The organism is Parasphingorhabdus sp. (assembly GCF_039939955.1).
In the GTDB taxonomy this organism is placed as follows: Bacteria; Pseudomonadota; Alphaproteobacteria; order Sphingomonadales; family Sphingomonadaceae; genus Parasphingorhabdus.
This window is the reverse complement of the sequence record NZ_JBDVHS010000005.1, coordinates 291,805-313,165: the sequence shown is the minus strand read 5'-3', so window position 1 is coordinate 313,165 and position 21,361 is coordinate 291,805. Positions and strand designations below refer to the sequence as shown.

19 protein-coding genes are annotated in these 21,361 nt (G+C 55.5%); 7 read left to right on the top strand and 12 right to left on the bottom strand.

From position 1 onward, the window contains the following. Window positions 1-42: 42 nt before the first annotated feature. Window positions 43-456 (top strand): JAB domain-containing protein, encoded by a 414-nt coding sequence (locus ABJG22_RS06730; RefSeq protein ID WP_348019483.1) that lies wholly within the window; start codon window positions 43-45, stop codon window positions 454-456. A 103-nt stretch (window positions 457-559) separates the two neighbouring features. Beyond that, on the top strand, window positions 560-2,227 hold the full coding sequence (locus ABJG22_RS06725; protein WP_348019482.1) for a hypothetical protein: 1,668 nt from the start codon (window positions 560-562) through the stop codon (window positions 2,225-2,227). A 90-nt stretch (window positions 2,228-2,317) separates the two neighbouring features. On the opposite strand, the gene ABJG22_RS06720 is transcribed toward ABJG22_RS06725, so the two are convergent. From ABJG22_RS06720 to mutS, 7 genes are all read right to left on the bottom strand, one after another. Beyond that, a complete protein-coding gene (locus ABJG22_RS06720) occupies window positions 2,318-2,935 on the bottom strand; it encodes a MarC family protein (RefSeq protein WP_348019481.1) in 618 nt (205 codons plus the stop codon). Next, a complete protein-coding gene (locus ABJG22_RS06715; RefSeq protein ID WP_348019480.1) occupies window positions 2,932-3,654 on the bottom strand; it encodes a hypothetical protein in 723 nt (240 codons plus the stop codon). Before ABJG22_RS06715 ends, ABJG22_RS06720 begins: the two co-directional genes overlap by 4 nt. Next, window positions 3,651-4,547: a bifunctional methylenetetrahydrofolate dehydrogenase/methenyltetrahydrofolate cyclohydrolase FolD gene (folD, locus tag ABJG22_RS06710; RefSeq protein WP_348019479.1), complete on the bottom strand. Its 897-nt coding sequence runs from the start codon at window positions 4,545-4,547 to the stop codon at window positions 3,651-3,653. The genes ABJG22_RS06715 and folD overlap by 4 nt, the downstream gene beginning before the upstream one ends. After that, window positions 4,544-4,840 (bottom strand): YggT family protein, encoded by a 297-nt coding sequence (locus ABJG22_RS06705; RefSeq protein WP_348019478.1) that lies wholly within the window; start codon window positions 4,838-4,840, stop codon window positions 4,544-4,546. The genes folD and ABJG22_RS06705 overlap by 4 nt, the downstream gene beginning before the upstream one ends. A 98-nt stretch (window positions 4,841-4,938) precedes the next feature. Then, window positions 4,939-5,856 carry an acetylglutamate kinase gene (argB, locus tag ABJG22_RS06700; protein WP_348019477.1) on the bottom strand — a complete coding sequence of 306 codons (918 nt, stop codon included), beginning with the start codon at window positions 5,854-5,856 and terminating at the stop codon, window positions 4,939-4,941. Between the two features lie 43 nt (window positions 5,857-5,899). Beyond that, the gene (locus ABJG22_RS06695) at window positions 5,900-6,454 is read right to left on the bottom strand and encodes a peroxiredoxin (RefSeq protein ID WP_348019476.1); all 555 of its coding nucleotides are present in this window, start codon (window positions 6,452-6,454) and stop codon (window positions 5,900-5,902) included. 4 nt (window positions 6,455-6,458) lie between these two features. After that, entirely contained in the window at window positions 6,459-9,038 is a 2,580-nt protein-coding gene (gene mutS / locus ABJG22_RS06690) for a DNA mismatch repair protein MutS (protein ID WP_348020315.1), read from the bottom strand. Between the two features lie 225 nt (window positions 9,039-9,263). On the opposite strand from mutS, the gene ABJG22_RS06685 reads away from it, so the two are divergent. After that, a complete protein-coding gene (locus ABJG22_RS06685; RefSeq protein WP_348019475.1) occupies window positions 9,264-11,534 on the top strand; it encodes an NADP-dependent malic enzyme in 2,271 nt (756 codons plus the stop codon). Between the two features lie 45 nt (window positions 11,535-11,579). Here the strand turns inward: ABJG22_RS06685 and ABJG22_RS06680 are convergent, their stop codons facing one another. Further along, window positions 11,580-12,062 carry an outer membrane protein assembly factor BamE gene (locus ABJG22_RS06680; protein ID WP_348020314.1) on the bottom strand — a complete coding sequence of 161 codons (483 nt, stop codon included), beginning with the start codon at window positions 12,060-12,062 and terminating at the stop codon, window positions 11,580-11,582. A 156-nt stretch (window positions 12,063-12,218) separates the two neighbouring features. Here ABJG22_RS06680 and ABJG22_RS06675 point away from each other — a divergent pair, with 156 nt between their 5' ends. Both ABJG22_RS06675 and ABJG22_RS06670 read left to right on the top strand, forming a co-directional pair. Continuing rightward, entirely contained in the window at window positions 12,219-12,752 is a 534-nt protein-coding gene (locus ABJG22_RS06675) for a ubiquinol-cytochrome C chaperone family protein (protein WP_348019474.1), read from the top strand. Then, window positions 12,752-13,276: a YceD family protein gene (locus tag ABJG22_RS06670; protein WP_348019473.1), complete on the top strand. Its 525-nt coding sequence runs from the start codon at window positions 12,752-12,754 to the stop codon at window positions 13,274-13,276. Before ABJG22_RS06675 ends, ABJG22_RS06670 begins: the two co-directional genes overlap by 1 nt. Here the strand turns inward: ABJG22_RS06670 and ABJG22_RS06665 are convergent. Beyond that, window positions 13,273-16,053, bottom strand: coding sequence for a [protein-PII] uridylyltransferase (locus tag ABJG22_RS06665; protein ID WP_348019472.1), 2,781 nt, complete (start codon window positions 16,051-16,053; stop codon window positions 13,273-13,275). The two genes, ABJG22_RS06670 and ABJG22_RS06665, sit on opposite strands and share 4 nt — an antisense overlap. Next, the gene (locus ABJG22_RS06660) at window positions 16,050-17,759 is read right to left on the bottom strand and encodes a class I adenylate-forming enzyme family protein (RefSeq protein WP_348019471.1); all 1,710 of its coding nucleotides are present in this window, start codon (window positions 17,757-17,759) and stop codon (window positions 16,050-16,052) included. Before ABJG22_RS06660 ends, ABJG22_RS06665 begins: the two co-directional genes overlap by 4 nt. 79 nt (window positions 17,760-17,838) lie before the next feature. On the opposite strand from ABJG22_RS06660, the gene lgt reads away from it, so the two are divergent. Further along, the gene (gene lgt / locus ABJG22_RS06655; protein WP_348019470.1) at window positions 17,839-18,705 is read left to right on the top strand and encodes a prolipoprotein diacylglyceryl transferase; all 867 of its coding nucleotides are present in this window, start codon (window positions 17,839-17,841) and stop codon (window positions 18,703-18,705) included. Further along, entirely contained in the window at window positions 18,638-19,777 is a 1,140-nt protein-coding gene (locus tag ABJG22_RS06650; RefSeq protein WP_348019469.1) for an SAM-dependent methyltransferase, read from the top strand. The genes lgt and ABJG22_RS06650 overlap by 68 nt, the downstream gene beginning before the upstream one ends. 17 nt (window positions 19,778-19,794) lie before the next feature. Here ABJG22_RS06650 and ABJG22_RS06645 read toward each other — a convergent pair whose 3' ends face one another. Both ABJG22_RS06645 and ABJG22_RS06640 read right to left on the bottom strand, forming a co-directional pair. Continuing rightward, the gene (locus tag ABJG22_RS06645; RefSeq protein WP_348019468.1) at window positions 19,795-20,391 is read right to left on the bottom strand and encodes an ABC-type transport auxiliary lipoprotein family protein; all 597 of its coding nucleotides are present in this window, start codon (window positions 20,389-20,391) and stop codon (window positions 19,795-19,797) included. A gap of 13 nt (window positions 20,392-20,404) precedes the next feature. Next, window positions 20,405-21,352 (bottom strand): MlaD family protein, encoded by a 948-nt coding sequence (locus ABJG22_RS06640; RefSeq protein ID WP_348019467.1) that lies wholly within the window; start codon window positions 21,350-21,352, stop codon window positions 20,405-20,407. Between the last annotated feature and the right edge of the window lie 9 nt (window positions 21,353-21,361).

Here is a 21,361-nt window from a genome sequence, read left to right as displayed (position 1 = left end):
AATAGCGCGGCCCGGGCGATACTATTGTTAGTGCGTGAAGCGATGGTTTTGTCCACGAAGGATAAGATGCTTGATCGCACTTATCTGTCTAACGCAACGGATGTTATCGAATATCTTGTAGTCGCGATGGCTCACCTGCCAATTGAAGAAGTCCGTGTCTTGTTTCTTGACAGCAAGAACCGCCTCATCAGCGATGAAGTTGTCAGCAGAGGCACGATTTCAGAAGCTCCCATATATCCACGAGAAATATTAAAACGATCACTGGCTTTGGATGCATCGGCTTTAATCTTGGCGCACAATCATCCATCGGGCGACCCGAAACCAAGCGACGGTGATGTCGAAGCCACGAATAGGCTAGCAAAAGCTGGCAAAGCACTGGGATTGACCGTTCATGACCATATTATCGTTGGCAGCGAAGGCTGGGTCAGCCTGAGAGATTGGGCAGAGTTCGAATGATATTGCTACTCTCCCAAAACAAGAGCATTATGTCATCAGTAATATTAGTGCGTGCGAGTAAAAAATAATGTCGTCGTCGATCCCAGCCGAACAACGAGCACGGATGCTCCGTGCAGAGACCAAAGCGCTGCTGAAATCTTCGGAATTCTCTCGTTCGCCGGTAATGTCGCAGCTCTTAAGCTATCTGGTTGAAGAGGCGATCACGAACCCCGATACCCCACCCAAAGCCTATCAAGTTGCCGTGGATGGCCTCGGCCGCACCGAAGATTTCGATGTTCAATCCGACAGCTATCCGCGCGTTCAAGTCGGACGTCTGCGCAAGATACTGGCTGCCCATTATGCCGCACTTGGCACGGAGGAGCGGCTTCGCATTCCGATTGGCCACTACGCCGTCGAACTGCGAGTCGATGGATCGGACACGCCTCAAAAACTGACCGAGTTCAAAGAAAATGACGACGTCTCTATCACGCCGCCGCGTAAACCGAAGCGGAAGGCGCGCTTAAGCAAACAGCAGATGGTTCTGGGCCTGGTTGCATTGCTTACCGCTATCGGCCTAACGCTGATTTGGTGGCTGTACGCCGACAAAGAAGGTGATCAAGATAAGGGGTCACAGACACAGCAATATGTCCTGCCCCCCAGAATCTATATCGCCAGCGCACAGCGAGGGCTTATCGGCGAAGATCGCAACAGAGCACGAGAAATCGAACTGTTCTTTGAACATGCCTTCGCTGGCTCCTCGCAGGTACGGCTAGCAGCAGTGGATGTCTCGAACATTACAGCGCGGCCGAAACAAAATGCTTATCTGCTTGAAAGCCAATTGGTCGCGGGCGTAAGCGGTTCTGAAATCAAATTTTCTTTATCATCCTTGATGCGCAATGAGACAATTTGGTCGACGACGATCCCCATGCCGGGTTCACCGGTCGAATATCCCGAAAAACTCGGCCCCATAGTCAGTCGCATCGCAAGCGCTTACGGCGTCATCGCTACCGATCAACGGGAACACATGCCCAATGATGCTATGATCGGCTATGCTTGTTTACTGCGTTTCGAAAATTACCGCGCCAACCGTGACCCTGAACTAATGCCCATCGTTGATTCATGCATTGCGCAATCACTCCTGGAAGATCCGTTGGATAGCAGAATATTGGCCGCTGCCTCGCTGATGACCGTATCACATCAACTGCAATTAGGAAAAGAAGGTAATTTTGAAACCGCCCTGCAGTTCGCACGCCGCGCCTTGATTCGCGGCAGAGAAGATGCATCTGCCAATTTCGCACTCGCTCGATCCAGTTTTTTCAGTGACAGCTGCGCCCGCGGTAAAGAATTTGCAGAAAAAGCGATCGAACTAAACCCGTATGAAGCAACCTTGCAGGCGCAGATTGGTGCCCATCTGCTCGGCTGTCACGATCCCGACGGAATCAACTATCTGAGACAAGCCGTCGCTCTGGACCCTGGTGGTTCGTTGGCCGCTGAAACTGGGCTGGTTCTGGCGCTATTAACAGAAGATAAAAAGCAGGAAGCGCTGCAGCTCGCCGAAAAAATCATTCCGTCCAGTACTGGTATCGGTCCATATTATGACATCACCATGGCCATGGTTTATGCCGAGAATGGCCGGATGGAAGAAGCACAGCAATCATGGGATCGCCTGGTCGAAAACTATGGAAATGAAAAAGATGAGAGCCCGGAACAACTGATCCGGCGCGTCATCATGAATCCAGCCCTGATCAACCAAGCGATCGAAGTGCTCGTCGAATCAGAGGCGATCCGCTAGCGACCTTGCCGTCATCATTCCTCACAGAAAATCTAGTCTGAATTGTCGCTTGGCGTTTGCGATCGCCAGATAGGTCTTCAGGCAGACAAGTCAGAAGCTCGCATTTAACCCATCGACAACAAATTGCACCGCCAGCGCGCCCAGCAACACGCCTAGCACCCGGGTAATAACCGCCTCTACCTTGCTGCCCAGCACCCGCATCAATGGCCCGGCCGCGAGCAGTCCGACAAGCGTGAGCAGCAGAACGGCACCCAGAGCGCCGAGAATGACCAAGCCATCGTTAAAGCCAGCATGTTGCGATGTCAGCAGCATGACCGCAGCGATCGAGCCCGGGCCGGCAATCATCGGCATAGCCATGGGGAATATCGATACATCCTCAATCTCCGGTTGCTCGATAATCTCCTGCGCCCGATCTTCGCGCCGTTCGGTACGTTTCTCGAAGACCATTTCCAGTGCGATTAAAAAGAGCATGATGCCGCCAGCTATGCGAAAACTATCCAGGCTGATGCCCAGCGCGCCCAGCATTTGCTCGCCAAAAAGGACGAAGCCCAGCAAGATGATCGAGGAAACAATGATCGCCCGAATGGCCATGATCCGGCGATCGCGCGGAGGCGCGCTATTGGTCAGACTCGCGTAAATCGGCGCACAACCTGGCGGATCTATCACCACAAAAAAGGTGATGAAGGCAGAGATGAAGAGTTCGATCATTTGGTTGGCGCTGCAACACGATATTCATGGACGCGTCGGAAACTACCATCCTCTGCTGCCAGATCGACAGAAACAACGCGTGATCCGTCATCGGTGAAGCTGGCATTCCAGATCAGGCTCCCATCGGCAGAAGCCGCCGACTTGCCTTTTTTCGTCAGGCCCGTTGGTGCCGAGCCCGCAGAGACTATCGCTTTGCACTTCGCAACTTCGGTCTCGATATAATCCGGTTCCGCCAGTGGTGTCTCAAGCGGCAGACCATCATCGAAAATCCATTTCCATTCTACTTCCTTGCCGGGCTTGCGCTCACCAAAGCCTTCCTGATGCCAGATGGTGGTAAAGTGACCCGTGGCCCCTTTGGCACTTTGCCAAGCACCGGTCGAGACACCGACACTGCCATCACAGGACATGTAGATTTTATGCGGCTGCCAATCCACAGCCTGCGCTGGATCCGCTTTGCTTTTCAGCCATTGTTGCGCATTGACCAGATTGGGTGTGAACATGATCGCTTCATCGGCCGCGGTTTCACGAAACGCGGTCCATTGCCCTTTTTCCTGCGCCAGGCGCGCGAAAGACAGTTCTGCTTTCACAACCGCGCTGGGATTGGCGACGGGCTTGCCGGCCACCCTATTATAGCGTTCACGGTCATTGAGCCGGCCACCACCGCTGGCGCAGCTAGCTAGCATCAATGTAATTCCAATTGCGGCGAATAAGCGCATCATAGGCCCTCCGGTTTCTCCAGCCCGACGCGCGCAGATGCAGCGACCAGCGTATTGCGCAATAGCACTGCAATGGTCATGGGGCCAACTCCTCCCGGGACCGGGGTGATAGCGCGAACATGGTCCATTGCTTCGGCAGTGGCGACATCGCCCACCAAACGTCCTCTATCCTTGCCCGGTTCAGGGGCAAGCCGGTTGATACCGACATCGATAACCACCGCGCCGTCTTTCAACCAGTCGCCTTTGACCATTTCTGCGCGGCCAACAGCCGCAACAACAATATCGGCGCGACGAACAACCTCAGGCAGGTCGCGCGTTCGGCTATGCGCCATGGTTACGGTGCAATTTTCGCCGAGCAGGAGCTGCGCCATCGGCTTGCCGACCAATATCGACCGGCCAACCACGACAGCATTCAAGCCCGAAAGGTCGCCCAAACTATCCTTCAGCAGCATCAGGCTACCAAGAGGCGTACAAGGCGTTAACGCCTCTTCGCCATTGGCCAATCGGCCTGCGTTGATCACGTGCAGACCATCGACGTCCTTGTCCGGGTCGATAGCCATCACGACCGCTTTCTCGTCCAGACCATCGGGCAGAGGCAATTGCACCAATATGCCGTCTACGGTCTCGTCTTTGTTCAACTGCTCCACCAAAGCGAGCAGATCATCCTGCGCGACATCGGCCGGCAGCCGATGTTCAAAACTTTCCATGCCAGCAGCGATCGTCGCCTTATGCTTGGAAGCGACATAGACCTGACTGGCCGGATCTTCGCCGACCAAGACAACCGCAAGGCCCGGCGCGCGGCCAGCTTGTTTTTGAAATGTCGGGACTGCATCTTTGATGCGTTCGCGTAGACCGGCGGCAAATGCCTTGCCGTCAATAATATGTGCAGTGGTCAACTGAGGAGAGCCTGCGCCAGAGGAGGCAGGATCGCATCCTGCAAGATGATGATACCGATGATGACAACCATCGGCGTAAGGTCAATCGCACCAAAATCCGGCATGATCCGGCGAATCGGCCGGTAAATCGGGGCGGTGAGCCCATCCAGTGCAGTCCAGACTGCACGGACGATATCATTTTGCAGATTGATCACGTTAAAGGCGAGCAACCAGCTCATGATTGCTTGCACAATGATGACGGTAATCGCCACGTTGAGGAGGATTGCGATGATCTGAAGAATTGCGAATGCCATGGTCGGATCCTTTATCGATAATCTGGCATAGCGACTAGAGGTTTGTTACCCGTAACGCCAGAATTTTACTGTAGCATATATATAAGACAGCTAGGCAATTATTCAACCGACTGAAAATCATCCTTGACCAGCGTACCTGCGCCCTTGCTGGTGAAGATTTCCAGCAACATTGCGTGCGGAATCCGGCCATCGAGAACAACCGCTGCATCCACGCCTTCCTCCACCGCCTTCACGCAGGTTTCCAGCTTTGGAATCATCCCGCCAGAAATCGTGCCTTCATCCACCAGATCCTGAATTTTTACAGGATCAAGATCGGTCAGCAATTCCCCATTCTTGTCGAGCACACCCGGCACGTCGGTCAGCAGGAAAAGACGCGATGCGCGCAAAGCCGACGCCACCGCGCCCGCCATTGTATCGGCATTGATATTATAGGTTGCGCCATCTTCGCCCACACCAATGGGGGCGATGACCGGAATCATCCCGGCAGCCGAAATCTTGTCGACCACGCCGCGATCCACTTTCTTCGGCTCTCCAACATAGCCAAGATCAATGATCCGTTCGATATTGCTATCCGGATCGCGTTCGGTCCGCCGCAATTTCGTCGCTTTGACAAATCCGCCATCCTTGCCGGATATACCGATCGCGCTGCCACCAGCCTGACCAATCCAGCTGACCAGTTCCTTGTTGATCGCGCCGGACAAGACCATTTCCGCGATTTCTGCGGTTTCCTTGGTCGTAACCCGCAAGCCATCGACAAATTCGCTTTCCACGCCAACCCGCTCAAGCATAGCGCCGATTTGTGGTCCGCCACCATGGACAACAACCGGATTGATCCCGACCGCCTTCAACAGCACGATATCCTGCGCAAAATTCTTTGCCAACGTGGCATCGCCCATAGCGTGACCGCCATATTTGACGACAAAGGTCGCTCCCGCATAGCGCTGCATATAAGGCAGCGCGTCGGTTAGCGTTTCCGCCTTAGCAAGCATGGCTGGATCGGGTGCGTGATCGGTCATGAGCGTCTTTCAGTCTAGCCTTTGGGCAAATGCAACTATTTAATCAGCTTTTCGACAGCGCTTGCACGGTTGCCAAAGAGCCCGACACATGGCCGTGCGGTTTCATCGCGCTGTGAACAAACACGATTTTACCGTCCTGATCGATCACATAGCTGGTGCGGTTGGTCATCGTGAGACCGGGTGCCATACGCACCTGATAGTCCTTGATAATTTTTCCATCGGCCTGAGCAACGGCGAATTTGTCGCGGCATTCGGAGACGGAGAATTTCTTCAACCCTTCGATATCATCGCCCGACATGCCGATCACCGTCGCACCCGCAGCGTTGAAGTCAGCGGTGGCTTCGGCGAACATATTCGCTTCGATTGTGCAGCCCTCGGTAAATACTTTGGGAAAGAAAAAGAGCACGACCGGACCGTCTTTCAGCTTGTCGGCCAAAGAAAATTCAAATTCCTCACCAGCCAGCGCACCGGTTGTCGTGAAATCTGGTGCGGTGGCACCGACAACCAGTGGTTCCGCATTGGCGTTTCGCGCATAATAAACAAAGGAACCGCCGCCAACGACAACCACGGCCAGCAAAATCAATATCCACTTTTTCATATCTTCATTCCTGTTCAAGTTGCGTCTTCAGCGCATATAGTTGATCCAATGCCTCTCGCGGGGATAGGGCGTCTACATCAATCGCACCCAAGGCCACGCGCAAGCTATCGGATTTTTCTTCGACTTCTGCAAGGCTTGCCGCAAAAAGCGGGAGATCACCCAGTCCAGCCGCCAGTCCGCCAGTTTCCGCTTTGCCGGCTTCCAGCTTGTCGAGCACCGCTTTGGCGCGGTTCAACACCGGCTTTGGAATACCCGCCAGTTTCGCCACTGCTAAGCCATAGCTGCGGTCTGCCGGACCTTTGGCCAGCTCGTGAAGCAGGACCAGATCGCCTTTCCATTCGCGTGCACGAACATGGTGCAGGGACAGCGCATCCAGACGGTCAGCCAGCCTCGTCAGTTCATGATAATGGGTCGCGAACAGGCAACGACAGCAATTGGTTTCGTGCACCGCTTCCACCACCGCCCACGCAAGCGCAAGCCCGTCATAGGTGGATGTACCCCTGCCTACTTCGTCAAGAATGACAAAGCTCTTCTCGGTCGCCTGCGATAGGATCGTGGCCGTTTCCACCATCTCGACCATGAAGGTCGAACGCCCCTGAGCCAGATTGTCCGAAGCGCCAACGCGGCTGAACAGACGGTCCACCAGACTGAGCCGTGCGGAAGACGCCGGTACGAAGCCTCCGGCTTGAGCCAGAATGACGATCAACGCATTTTGCCGCAAGAAAGTTGATTTACCACCCATGTTGGGGCCCGATACCAGCCACAAGCGCTCATCCTGCGCCAGGCTGCAATCATTAGCGACAAAGGGGTCGCCTTTGGCCGACAAAGCGGCTTCGACCACAGGGTGACGGCCGGCTTGAATATCCAGGACATTGCCACCGACAAATTCGGGGCGGCACCATTGGCCTTCGGCGGCACGTTCGGCGAGGGCCGCAGCAACGTCGATCCGGGCTAGCGCATCGGCGCTTTCGCCAATCTCTTGCTTGCGGGCCAGAAGCTTGTCGACCAGCTCTTCAAAATGCGCTGCTTCGGCCGCCAAAGCATGCGCCCCGGCCTGTGACACGCGCACAGCCTCTTCATGCAGGTCGGTTGAATTGAACCGAACGACGCCAGCAAGCGTTTGCCGATGGGTAAAACCGGAATCCTCCGCCATCAAGCTATCGCCATGACGCGCCGGTACTTCAATAAAATAGCCCAGCACCGCATTGTGCTTGATCTTCAGACTGTTGATGCCGGTGGACTCACGATAGCGCGCTTCCAGCGTCGTAATGGCCTTGCGACCGTCAGAGCCAGCGCTCCGCAATTCGTCCAGCGCCGAATCAAAACCCGCTGCAATATAGCCACCATTGACCATCTCGGTCGGCGGGGCTTCAACAAGCGCCCTATCCAACAGATCTACCAGCGCCGCATGCCCGTCTAGCGCGGGCAAGATATTGTTCAATAGCTCCGGCAGGCCCGCCGCCAAAGCCAAGCGTTCGCGCAGGATACGGGCACCGCTTAAACCATCGCGAATCTGCCCAAGGTCCCGCGGACTGCCTCGACCCGCCGAGACCCGGCCCAGCGCCCGACCAATATCGGGTAACGCGCGGAGTTCGGTGCGGACATCATCGCGCACTGCGGAACCGTCATGAAACCATTGCACCAGACCCAGTCGCTGGTTGATTTTCTGTTCCTCAAACAAGGGCGCCGATAGATCGCGCGCCAGCAAACGGGCCCCCGCCGGTGTAACCGTCCGGTCGATTGCGTGCAGCAGGCTACCTTCCCGCGCACCAGCCAATGTGCGGTCAATCTCCAAACTCGCGCGGGTCGGACCGTCGATTGAGAGAAACTCCCGCGTTTCTCGCCTTTTGGGTGGATGCAAATAGGGCGTATTGCCTTGGGAGGCATGATTGACATAGGCAACCAAGCCGCTTGCCGTTGCCAGTTCGACCCGCGAAAATTCGCCCATGCCGTCCAGCGTCGCGACCCCGAAATGCTCCTGCAGGCGCTTTTCCGCGCCCACGCTCTCAAAATGGCCTTTGTCCCAAGCCGTCGCTGATACCAGCCGGGGCATGAGGGCGGGCGGGCAGATGATTTCCGAAGGTGCCAGCCGGGCCAGCTCCGCATCCAGAGCATCGTCAGAAATCGTCGCCAGTTCAAAATTGCCGGTCGAAATATCAACCGCCGCCAGTCCGATCTCGCCCTGAACCTGCGCCAGCGCGACCAACATATTGTCACTGCGCGCATCGAGCAAAGTATCTTCGGTCAACGTCCCCGCAGTGACATAGCGGACGATGTCCCGCGCAACCAAGGCCTTGTAGCCACCGCGCGCCTTTGCCTCTGCCGGCGTTTCCACCTGTTCCGCAATCGCGACCTTAAAACCGGCCCGGATCAATTTTGCCAAATAGCTTTCTGCGGCATGGACCGGCACGCCGCACATCGGGATCGAGTCACCGGCATTTTTTCCACGCGACGTTAGAGCGATATCCAGGGCCGCCGAAGCCTGTTTGGCATCGTCGTAGAACAGCTCGAAGAAATCCCCCATGCGATAGAAAAGCAGGCAATCGTCTGCTTTTTCCTTCAGCGCGAAATATTGCTCCATCATCGGCGTAACCTTGACCGGTTTCGGCGCAGCGGCTTTTGCCTTTTTCTTCACTTTGTCCTGAGTCCGGGTTGCCATGGTCTGGCGATAGCCGACTGCGACGAGACATAAAAGAGTGGCGATGACATCCTATCGAAATTTAGTTGATATTGCGGCCCTGCAGCAAAGCGGCTAGGCGTTGAACCGGGCGGCGCAGTCTAGCCTGCCCACAATATACGGAGATAAGTTTTGGCCGACAAGAATGAGAGCAATGTAGAATTTTCTGAACGTGAAGCCCTGCTTTTCCACTCTCATGGTCGCCCGGGGAAAATCGAAATTGTCGCCTCTAAGCCGATGGCGACCCAACGCGATCTCAGCCTCGCTTATTCGCCCGGCGTCGCCGTCCCGGTCCGCGCTATCGCTGATGACCCTGCGAAAGCCTATGATTATACCGCAAAGAGCAATCTCGTGGCCGTCATCTCCAACGGTTCTGCGATTCTTGGCCTTGGCAATCTCGGTGCGCTTGCGTCGAAGCCGGTAATGGAAGGAAAGGCCGTCCTGTTCAAACGGTTCGCCGATGTCGACGGAATTGATATAGAGCTTGATACCGAAGACACAGATGCCTTTATCAACGCCGTCCAAATCATGGAACCCAGCTTTGGCGGGATCAATTTGGAAGATATCGCAGCACCGGCTTGCTTCATCATTGAACAAACCTTGCGCGACCGGATGAACATTCCCGTTTTCCACGATGACCAGCATGGCACTGCGATTATCGCCGCTGCCGGCATCATCAACGCCTGCTTGCTAACCAACCGCAAGATTGAAGATATCAAGGTTGTCGTCAACGGCGCCGGTGCTGCGGCTATTGCCTGTGCTTCTCTCGTCAAAAGCCTCGGCGTTCCGCATGACAATCTGACCATGTGTGACCGCAAGGGCGTGATTTACCGCGGCCGCGACGGCGTCGATCAGTGGAAATCCGCCCATGCCATCGATACAGATGCCCGCGATTTGAACGAAGCGCTCAAAGGCGCTGATGTGTTTCTTGGCCTGTCTGCTGCGGGCGCGCTGAAGCCCGAGATGGTCATGGATATGGCCGACAAACCGATCATCTTTGCAATGGCCAACCCCGACCCGGAAATCACGCCGCCCGATGCCAAGGCCGCACGGCCAGACGCGATTGTGGCGACGGGCCGCTCCGACTATCCCAATCAGGTCAATAACGTTCTCGGCTTTCCCTTCATCTTCCGTGGTGCGCTGGATGTCCGGGCAACCCGCATTAACGAGGAAATGAAAGTCGCAGCGGCCCATGCCATTGCCGAGCTCGCGCGCGAACAGGTTCCGGAAGAAGTTGCCGCTGCTTATGGCGGACAGGCCCCGACCTTTGGCGTCGATTATATCATCCCTGCTCCCTTTGATCCGCGTCTCATGGACGTGGTATCCGCCGCTGTCGCGAAGGCGGCGATGGATAGCGGCGTGGCCCAGAAACCCATCGAGGATCTGGATGGCTATCGCCAGGATCTGAAGGCGCGTCTCAATCCGACCACATCGGTCCTGACGCGAGCTTATGAGGTTAGCCGTCAATCACCAAAACGGGTCATTTTTGCCGAAGCAGAAGAAGATGTTGTGCTGCGCGCCGCTATCCAGTTTCAAGATGGTGGCTATGGTACGCCGGTTCTGGTCGGTCGCGATGAACGCGTCCGCGAAAAGCTACAGGAACTGGGCGTCAGCGATCCCGACAGTTTTGAAGTATATAACAGCCGCAACAGCCCGCTCGTCCCCAATATGGTGAGCATGCTATACGACCGGCTTCATCGTCGCGGCTATATGGAGCGCGATATCAAGCGCATGGTCAATCAGGACCGTAATATCTTTGGTTCCGCTTTGCTTGCGATGGACCAAGGCGATGCGATGATCACCGGCGTTACCCGCCCCTATTCGCAAACCTTCCGTGATGTCGCCAAGGTCATCGATGTCGAACCTGGCCGCACCGCCTTTGGCATTCATGTCATGGTTGGTCAGCATCATACGGTTTTCATGGCCGATACGACCGTCAACGAGCGGCCATCCGCCCATGAACTGGCCGACATCGCTGAACAGACGGCTGCCGTAGCACGACAAATGGGACATGAACCGCGCGTCGCGTTCCTCAGCTATTCAACCTTTGGCAATCCAGCGGGTCGCTGGCTGGAAAGCATCCGCGATGCTGTGGCACTGCTTGATGAGCGACGCGTCAGTTTCGAATATGAAGGCGAAATGGCACCCGACGTCGCGCTCAATCCCAAGCTGATGGCAAATTATCCGTTCAACCGGCTGTCTCAACCCGCCAATGTGCTGGTCATGCCCGGCCTGCAATCGGCCAATCTATCCGCAAAATTGCTCCGCGAACTGGGCGGCGATTCGGTTATCGGACCGATGCTGGTCGGATTGGAAAAATCCGTGCAGATTGCAACCATGGCATCCACAGCATCGGAATTGGTGACACTGGCAGTATTGGCGGCCAGCGGCATCGCTAAATAGATTGCTTCAGTAAATCAGGCAGCCGCGAACGGCTTATTCGGAGACTTAAGGCCGGGTAGGATCGTTGCTTCCGCCTTGCGCACCGGGAGCACCAACTGCGCCGATATTGCCGAATAGTTCTTCGAAAAAGGACCGCTCACGGCCCAGCGTTGGTGTTTTGTCGCCTTCTGGGCTGATATTGGCGACCAGTTCCAGTCCGGTGCGATCGACGGCTATCACATTGCCTGCGGCATCAAATTGCACCCGCATGACCTGCTGATCGCGGGGGCGCGGCGTGCTGAAGCCATATTGGCGCGTATTACGTGACAAATAATACCAGGTATTTTCGTCAAATTGTCCGGTGAAGGTTGGACGACCCAGCGATGCCTCAACCGATTGACGGTTATCAACGCCAGCCTGAACGGCGGACATTAGCACTTCATCGGCAATATAGCCCTGATGACCGCGCACCTGAGTACATCCTGTCATCGTCATGGCGCCAGCCACAAGCCCGAGCCACAAGCCATGTTTTTTGAAATTGCCGACCATCAAAACCATTCTCCACTATACAGCCAACACCATTCCGGTACCTGACTAGTCATCGCCCATTGCATCTCGCGCAATAAATATCAATATGCCCTGTATCTAGACTTAACAACCGGCCTGATCGTTCATAAACATGCGATCCAACCAGCGGAACCAACAATGTCATTTTTGAGCAAAATATTTTCCAAGGACGAATCCAACGCCGGCATGCGTCCATTATACGAAGCCATTGTGCGCGAAGGGCGGCAAATCACCTGGTATGAGCAAGGTCAGGTGCCCGACAGTCTGGACGGCCGTTTCGATATGATTGCTGCGATATTCTCTCTGGTGATGATCCGGATAGAAAAAGGCAGAGACTGGGATCAGGAGATCGCTTGGCTAACCGAAATTTTCATCACCGACATGGATGGACAATTGCGCCAGATCGGCGTCGGCGACATGGTGGTTGGCAAGCAAGTCGGCCGCATGATGGGTGCTTTGGGCGGTCGTGTAGGCGCCTATCGCGAAGCGCTGGAAAATGGTGCCGATCTGCAAGACGCCATTTTGCGCAATGTTTTTCGCGGCGAAAAACCGGATGTCTCAGCGTTGGCCTATCTTAGCGAACGGCTGTCCGCTTATCATGCCGCGCTGCTGCAATGCGATAGCCGCGATATTGTTGCTGGCAATATCCCTGACAGTGGATCGGGCCTATAATGGAAGCGCCAGAATTTTCTCATATCGTCAAACTGAGTGATATAGGTGCGAAACCGAAAACGGGCACGCTCATTGCCAGTGAAAAAGAGCGGGAAGCGCTTGCGCTGCGGTTTGATTTGCCAAGCATCTCAAGCTTGACGGCCAGCTATAAACTGACCGGCGGAGAGCGCGGGATTGCCTTTGCCGGACAAATCGAATCCGGTCTGCAGCAGAGCTGCGTGATTACGGAAGAGCCGATGCCGGTTCAGGTCAAAGAGGCATTCGATATTCTGTTCGTTCCCAAAGTCGATCAAAGCGAGGTCGAGGAAGAAGTGGAACTAAGCGAGGAAGATTGCGATCTCATTGAATATGAGCAGGGACAGATCGATCTCGGGGAAGCCATTGCGCAGACGCTATATCTGTCGCTCGATCCCTATCCGCGCGGCCCCAATGCGGATGCCGCGGCCAAGGCAAAAGGGTTGAAGTCTGAAGAAGAAGCCGGCCCCTTTGGCGCTCTGGCGGCCCTGAAAGACAAGCTCAGCTAGGCTGCTTTTTTCGTGGCTTTGCCACCGGCGGCGTTGGTCAGGCGCTTTTGAAGCCCGTTCAGCCGCTGTTTGCTGGTAATCTTACCGCCCAATAAATCGGTGATATAGAAAGTATCCACCGCGCGCTCGCCATAGGTCGCGATATGGGCGCTATGCACCGTCACTTTCGATTCAAACAGGGCATAGGCCAGTTCGTTGAGCAAGGCCGGCCGATCTTGCGCGTTGACTTCCACCACCGTGAACCGGTTGGACGCTTCATTATCGATCAGGGCAAAAGGCGTGATTGCAAAGGCATCGGCCCGCGAATGGGTCAAAGGTCTGGCGTCCAGTTTCTTGGAGAGCTTGGCCCGATTGGCCAACGCATCCTCGACCGCCTGTTTCAGCCGCTCCAATTGATCTTCTTCGGTAAAAGGTTTGCCATGCGGATCTTGGACCAGGAAATTATCCAGCGCCATCCCATCACGCGTGGTGTGGATGCGCGCATCGATAATATTGCCGCCAGAGACATGAATGCCCCCTGCGATCCGGTAGAATAGGCCTGGATGGTCCGCCGCATAGACGGTGATCAGCGTGGCCCCGCGTTCGGGATAGATATCGGCAAAAATCGACAGGTCCGTATCCCCGGCGTCCAACACCAGACGGGCATTTTGGGCGATGATATCGTCGGGCTCGGCAATCCAATAGGGATCGGTAAACCGGCTTGCCAACGTCTTGAATTCATCCTCGGGCAGATCAAGCGTCTCGGCCAGAACCGCTTTTTTCTCGGCAATCCGTTCTTTACGGCCACGCTGTTTGTGGCCAAGCAACAACACTTCCTGCGTGGCTTCAAACAAGTCGGTCAGCAACTGCCGCTTCCAACTATTCCATACGCCGGGTCCAACCGCACGAATGTCAACGACGGTGAGAACAGTAAGCTGACGAAGACGCTCGACACTTTTCACCTGACTGGCGAAATCTTGAATGGTCTTGAAATCGGAAAGGTCCCGCTTGAAGGCCACCGCGGACATCATCAGATGATTGCGGACAAGCCACGCAACCAGCTCGGTTTCATGGGGCTTCAAGCCTAGTCGCGGGCAAAGCTCCAGCGCCACCTCCGCGCCCAACACGCTGTGGTCACCACCGCGTCCCTTGGCAATATCATGCAACAGCGTGGCGACAAATAGCACCCGGCGGTTCTGCAGTTTTTCCATCGTCGCGGTGCTGTTGGGGTGATCCTCAATCAATTTGCCACTGCCAATTCGGGCGAGCAGGCCTATCGCGCGGATACTATGTTCGTCGACCGTATAGTGATGATACATGTCAAACTGCATCTGTGCCACAACACGGCCAAAATCGGGGATGAAGCGACCAAAAATAGCTGCCTCATTCATCCAGCGCAGCACCAGTTCGGGGTCACGCGGAGAGCAGAGCACATCAAGAAACAGCTTGTTGGCCCGCCGATCATTGCGAATCTTATTATCGATCAGCTTGGCATCGCGCCGCGCTGACCGCATCGCCAATGGATGCACTTCGAGCCCGTGCTTGTCCGCCAACCAGAAAATCTCGATCAACCGGACAGGGTCTTCCTCGAAGAAATTTTCATCTGGCAAGGCAAGTCGACCGCGATCAAGGACAAAGCCCTTCAGTTTCTTCGGCTTGCGAGTCAGCGACGGCAAAAATCGGCGCACCCCGGCGTTATGCGTCTCATCGAGATGGGCAAGGAACACACCGGTCAGATTGCCAACCACTTTTGCGTTCAGGAAATAATATTGCATGAACCGCTCGACCGCTGATTTCCCGGGGCGGTCGGCAAAGTTCATCCGCTGGGCCACTTCGGTCTGCAAGTCGAAGGTAAGCCGGTCTTCCGCGCGGCCGGTCATATCATGCATGTGGCACCGGACAGCCCAGAGAAAATTGGCAGCCTTGCGAAAACGCTTAAATTCATCAGCCGTAAGCAAGCCGACTTCGACAAGTTCCTTGGCCGATGCCACCCGGTGGACATATTTGCCGATCCAATAGAGCGTTTGCAGGTCGCGCATGCCCCCTTTGCCTTCTTTGACATTGGGTTCAACGACATAGCGGCTGTCGCCCATTTTCTTGTGCCGCGCATCCCGTTCCGCCAGCTTCTCCGAGACGAAGGTACTGTCGGTTCCGGCAACGACTTCATTGAAAAAGCGGTGCTTTGCTTCTTCATAAACCCCGGTATCGCCCCAGATATAGCGACCTTCGAGCAACGCAGTGCGGATAGACAGATCTTCCTTGGCCATGCGCACCATCTCGTCGATCGAACGGCTGCTTTGCCCGACCTTGAGACCCAAATCCCAGAGCCAGTAGAGCATCGCTTCTACCGCCTGTTCGGTCCAACTCGTGGCCTTGTGCGGCGTCAGAAAAGCAATATCGACATCGCTATGCGGGGCCATTTCGCCCCGACCATAGCCACCAACCGCCATGACCGCGATACGCTCGCCCGACGATGGATTGCTGACCGGATATTGGTGGTGCACGGCAATATCATGGATCAGGCGTACCAGCTGATCGACCAGAAACGATTGCGCAGCGGCCATTTCATGACCGGCTGATGGTTTTGCCAGCAATCGCTTGCTGATTTCCGCGCGACCATCGGCCAGCGCATCTTGCAGGAGAGGCAAAATATTTGCCCGCCCCTTGGTCATGCCATGTTCGGCAATGATTTCCTCGATTTTTTCGGCCAGCTCCCGGCGATCAATAATCTCCCGCTGCCGGACGATCCGTTTGCCCGGATCAGCCGGCGCGGCCGGAATATTGGCCCGTACATTCATCCGATTGCGGCCAGCTCGTCGCGATGCTTTTTCGCGAGCACGATTTTTGCAATTTTTGCAGTGCCCAGCTTCGGCAGCGGTTCATCATATTGCCAGATATGCACCGGCATTTTGAACGGCGCGAGCATGTCTTTGAGCGATGCGAGCAGTTGCTCGTCGGTCAGGCTTTGGCCGTCTTTGACGTGATAGACCAGCGCAGGCACTTCCCCGAACCGTTCATCAGGAACGCCGAAAATACAGGCCTCGGCAACGGCCCGATTGGCGTAAACCGCAGCTTCCACTTCTTGACAGCTGATATTTTCGCCCCCGCGGATGATGATCTCTTTCTTGCGATCGACAATGTAGAGATAGCCCTCGGGATCCAGATAGCCGATATCTCCAGAACGGAAATATCCGTCATCGGTGAACGCTTCCTTGGTTGCTTCATCATTGCCCCAATAACCACTGAAATTGGCAGCGGTGCGGATGCAAACCTCGCCGCGTTCGCCCTGCGGCATTTTATTGCCGTCATCATCGAGAATCGCAACATCGACGATCGGCGGCGTCGCCCGGCCGGTGCTGTCCGGTTTGGCGAGATAATTTTCATTCTGATTAGAGCAACCGACGCCATTGGTTTCGGTCAAGCCATAGCCAATGACCGGATAGCCATCGCCCATTTTCTCTTTGATCCGTTTGACATGTTCCACCGGACGCGGCGCGCCGCCAGCGGCCATAGTGACACAGCTGCTCAGATCATATTTATCGAAATCAGGATGGGAATATATCTCCATGCTCATCAGCGGCACGCCTACGAAATAGGTCACGCGCTCCTTCTCGATCAACTGCATCGCCTGCTCGGCATCCCATTTGTTGAGGAATACCAGCTTGCGGCCGATGGCGTAGCTCACCAACACCAAAGGCACGGACGCGGTGACATGGAATAGCGGCACACAGACCATAGCGGTCGGCTGGCTGTCCGGCATGGTTCCGGCTTCGGTCATGATATGGACCAGCACCATCACCGTGCCAACAAAGCTCATCGCTCCCTGAACAACGGACCGATGTTCGGCATAGGCCCCTTTGGACTTGCCCGTGGATCCCGAGGTAAACAGGATGGTCGCATTATCGTCCGGCATCATTTGTGGCAGCGGCGTTTCCGCGCCACCGCCCTTCGCCATCAATGCTTTCAAACCTTCCATCGGGCCCACGTCATGGTCGAAGATCAAGATTTCTGCGCCATGATTGCGGCCGGTGTCAGTGATCCGCTTGGCCCGCTGTACGTCCGCGACAACCATCCGGCAGCTAACATCTTCAATGCCATCAACAAGCTCATCGCCCTGCCACCAGCCGTTCAGCTTGGTTGAGACACCGCCGGCCATGGTGATCGCCATGTCGAGAATGACCCAATTGGCCGAATTGCGTGCGGCAATGCCAATCCGGTCGCCTTTCTGAATGCCATGGCCTTCCACCAGTCCGCCGGCCAAAACACGTGCCGCGGCATAGGTTTCGCCAAAGGTCAGGCGAATATCGCCATCAATCAGAAATTCTTTATCCTTATGCTCGTTGCAGAAATAGGCCAGATAGTCCGACACATTCTGCGGCGCATTCTTAAAAATCGGCAGATCAGTGCCATATTTATTGACTGTATCCAGCTCCAGCAGCTGACCCGGCTGCGTCAGCGCTGCTAGCGTTTTATCGATTACCGCATCCAGTTCAGATGTCGCCATTATTCTAGTCTCCCGTTGTTCCCTCTTGGTATAGGGGAATTTCCCTTTATATGGACAGGAAACCACGTGGGGAAAAGAGTTGATTGATATTATATTGGCCAATGCGGCACAGTTTACGCGGTTTGAAGAGCTTGGCCTCTCTCCCAATGCGCTCGACCTCGGCTTTTTCCAGCTAAAATGGTACTCGCTGGCCTATCTGGCCGGCATTCTCATTGGCTATTGGTATCTGACGAAATTGGTCGATCAACCCGGTTCGCCAATGGCCCGGCGCCATGCCGATGACATGATCTTCTGGGCGACGCTCGGAATCATCGCCGGCGGACGATTGGGCTATGTGTTTTTCTACAATCCCGAAATCTTGCTAGAACCGTTGAAGATATTGCAAGTCTGGAACGGCGGCATGTCACTCCACGGTGGCACCATCGGGGTGGTACTAGCCTTATGGTGGATATCCCGGCGGGAGAAACTCAATTTTCTGCGGATGTGCGACTATGTCGCTTGCGTCGTTCCTTTCGGCCTATTCTTCGGCCGTCTCGCAAATTTCGTCAACGGCGAGCTTTGGGGCCGCGCAACCGACGCCCCTTGGGCTATCATCTTCCCCATGGGTGGTGAAGTGGCGCGCCACCCCAGCCAGCTTTATGAAGCAGGGCTAGAAGGCATAGTCTATTTCATCATTCTCTCGCTGCTCTTCTGGAAAACCGAGGCCCGCTATCAACCCGGCAAGCTTGTCGGTACCGGACTGCTGGTATACGGCTTCAGCCGCTTTACCGTCGAGTTTTTCCGCCAACCCGACACACAGCTGACCTGGTTGGTCGAACAGACCGGATTCAGCATGGGCCAATGGCTAACCGCCCCCATGATATTGCTCGGTGCATGGCTTGTCTTCACCGCGAAAGGCCGGCGCGAACGCATCGAACCAGTGGCAGGGTATAAAAGCGTTGCCTAACGGCGTTCAAACGGACCCACCCAGCGCAGCCCATATAATCGCGGACAAAATCGACCGCGAGGGCCCGATTTCGCTGGGTGACTATATGGCTATCGCCAATGGCGTTTATTACGCCAGCAAAGACCCGCTCGGCGAAGAGGGGGATTTTGTCACCGCTCCGGAAATCAGCCAGATGTTTGGCGAAATCATCGGTATCTGGCTGGCAGACCTTTGGCTTCGCAAAGGCTCCCCCGACCATTGCCATTATGTCGAACTGGGGCCGGGGCGCGGTACTTTGGCCAGTGATGCGCTGCGATCGATGGCCAAATTTGGTTGCCACCCGACGATCCATTTTGTCGAGACCAGCCCGGTGCTAAAAGCCCGACAGGCCGATTTGCATCCCGATGCCATATGGCATGAGGATATTGCCAGCCTTCCCGAAAACGGTCCCTTGCTCATCGTCGCCAACGAATTTTTCGACGCCCTGCCCATTGAACAATTCGTCTCAACCGCCAGCGGGTGGCGACGGCATATGGTGATGCGCGACCGCAGCAAATTTGTGGTGATACCCAGCGAGGAAACAACAGAAGACCGGATTGGCAGCAGCACCAGTGGATTTCCCGAAGATACGATATTGGAACGCTCGCCCGTCAGTGTGGAGATAACCGGCAACATAGCCAATCGCATAGCCAAGCAGGGCGGCAGTCTGCTGATTATCGACTATGGCTATAGCAGGCCGGGCACTGGCAGCACCTTGCAGGCGGTGAAGGATCATATGCCGATCAGCCCGTTTGATAGCCCCGGAACCTGCGATCTAACCGCCCATGTCGATTTTCATACGCTTGCAAATATCGCGCGAACGCGCTTGCTCGCGATCCACGGGCCAGCGGAACAGGGACAATGGCTGAAGTCGCTGGGGATTGATCAACGCGCCGAATCGCTAATGGTCGCGAGTCCGAAAGAAGCGGACGCAATCGTCGCTGCCCATCAACGGCTGACCCATGTGGATGAAATGGGACGGCTGTTCCAGGTGATGGCGGCGACCGCGATTGATTGGCCACAACCCGAGGGCTTTAGCTATGGCGGGGAATGATAGGCGCTAGGACGGCCCTAGCCGACCCATTCAGCCACTTCGGCCGCTACTCTATTGGCCGCCTTGTTCAGACCTTCACCAACGGCCAGCGGTTCAGCAGCGAAAACAGCTTCACTGGCTTCGAAACGTTTTTTCTCAACCGGTTGATCGACGGTCATTTTGACCGCGTCATAAGTAACCGTGACTGTCAGGCTGGGGCCATCAAGACCAAAGTTGATCAGTTCGCCGGTAATATAGGTCTGCGCATTGCCACCCGCTTCGGTTGCCGTAAGCACCAACCGGTTATTTTGGGCCGCGATGGTTTCGCTGACAAGGTCCCGAAACAGGCGCGCCGGCTTGTCGACCCAAATGGCGTCTTTCAAATAGGCAATGCCCGTGCTGGTGGTTTGCACCGGCACCCGAATAGTATTCAGCTTCTGCGGCGCGGCAGGCAGCGCCACCACAAGCGAACCGTTTTGCAGTCCGCTCTGCGTCGCGCCAGCCGACAATTTCTGATCCGGCGACAGCGACAATAGCGATGGCGGTGGATCGGAAGCGCCAAAGCTAACACAGGCGCTCAGCATGAGGATCGCCGCCAACAGGCCGACAGATTTCAACGGTTGAAATTCGCGCATCCTATCTACCCTTTCATTGCCCTGGCTCATAATCCGGCAGCGCTGGCGCCGACAATAATGAACCGGCCCCGCCCTGATCCAGTCGCTCGGTCACGGCCGTCATTGATTTGGTCAGGGCTTGCATATCTTCCACCAATTGATCAACTTCCGGCAATGTCTTGCTGGAGAAGCGCGCAGCGGCGGGTTGTGCATTTTTCAAAACACCTTCCAGCGCGCGGAGGCTTTTGTCCGCAGCATCCAGCGTATTGGCAAGGTTTTTCGCCACCGGTTCACCATTGCTAGACAGAAACCCATTGGCATTGTCCGCCAATAGGGAGAGCTTTTCCGCCGTTTGACCAGCGTTACGAATGGCGATCTGCGATTCTTCCATCAGCAGCCGCATATTCGGTGCCTGATCCGCCAGACTGTCCGTCAGCTTATCCGTGTTGCGCAAGATACCGGTGATGGATTTCTGATTTTCATCCGATAGTAGCAAAGTCAGCCGGTCGGTAAGCGTTGCCAGCCGCTCTACGACCAGTGGCGCGCTGTTGAGCAATTCCCCAAGCGCACCCGGTTTGGTTGGAATCACCGGCACGCCTTCGGGGCCGCGATCGGTGATTGGTGGCGCGTCTTTTTTGGCGCCATCCAATTGAATATTCGGCGGGGCGGTAAAGCTGACACTCTGGATCGTCGCGGTCGTACCCTCCAAGATCGGCGTGTCTTCGCTCACCGCAATACGGACGCGAACAAAATTTGGGTCTTTTTTCCAAAGCTCGACCTTGGTCACCTGTCCGGACGGCACACCGGCAAAGGTCACCCCGGTTCCAGAAGCCAGTCCGCCGACCGACTGCGCAAAGAAAATATCATATTCTTTCGTTGCACCGTCGCCAAAGCGAACAATCCATACGAGAAAGGCAGCCACCAAGGCCAGCATTGCCAAAGTGACAACACCGACAAGAATATGATTGGAGCGCGTTTCCATCTATTTCAC

Coding starts and splice junctions, on each gene's coding strand:
- ABJG22_RS06730 (WP_348019483.1), top strand. CDS start 43: ATGGTTTTGTCCACGAAGGATAAGATGCTTGATCGCACTTATCTGTCT.
- ABJG22_RS06725 (WP_348019482.1), top strand. CDS start 560: ATGCTCCGTGCAGAGACCAAAGCGCTGCTGAAATCTTCGGAATTCTCT.
- ABJG22_RS06720 (WP_348019481.1), bottom strand. CDS start 2,935: ATGATCGAACTCTTCATCTCTGCCTTCATCACCTTTTTTGTGGTGATA.
- ABJG22_RS06715 (WP_348019480.1), bottom strand. CDS start 3,654: ATGATGCGCTTATTCGCCGCAATTGGAATTACATTGATGCTAGCTAGC.
- ABJG22_RS06705 (WP_348019478.1), bottom strand. CDS start 4,840: ATGGCATTCGCAATTCTTCAGATCATCGCAATCCTCCTCAACGTGGCG.
- argB (WP_348019477.1), bottom strand. CDS start 5,856: ATGACCGATCACGCACCCGATCCAGCCATGCTTGCTAAGGCGGAAACG.
- ABJG22_RS06695 (WP_348019476.1), bottom strand. CDS start 6,454: ATGAAAAAGTGGATATTGATTTTGCTGGCCGTGGTTGTCGTTGGCGGC.
- mutS (WP_348020315.1), bottom strand. CDS start 9,038: ATGATGGAGCAATATTTCGCGCTGAAGGAAAAAGCAGACGATTGCCTG.
- ABJG22_RS06680 (WP_348020314.1), bottom strand. CDS start 12,062: ATGGTCGGCAATTTCAAAAAACATGGCTTGTGGCTCGGGCTTGTGGCT.
- ABJG22_RS06675 (WP_348019474.1), top strand. CDS start 12,219: ATGTCATTTTTGAGCAAAATATTTTCCAAGGACGAATCCAACGCCGGC.
- ABJG22_RS06670 (WP_348019473.1), top strand. CDS start 12,752: ATGGAAGCGCCAGAATTTTCTCATATCGTCAAACTGAGTGATATAGGT.
- ABJG22_RS06665 (WP_348019472.1), bottom strand. CDS start 16,053: ATGAATGTACGGGCCAATATTCCGGCCGCGCCGGCTGATCCGGGCAAA.
- ABJG22_RS06660 (WP_348019471.1), bottom strand. CDS start 17,759: ATGGCGACATCTGAACTGGATGCGGTAATCGATAAAACGCTAGCAGCG.
- ABJG22_RS06645 (WP_348019468.1), bottom strand. CDS start 20,391: ATGCGCGAATTTCAACCGTTGAAATCTGTCGGCCTGTTGGCGGCGATC.
- ABJG22_RS06640 (WP_348019467.1), bottom strand. CDS start 21,352: ATGGAAACGCGCTCCAATCATATTCTTGTCGGTGTTGTCACTTTGGCA.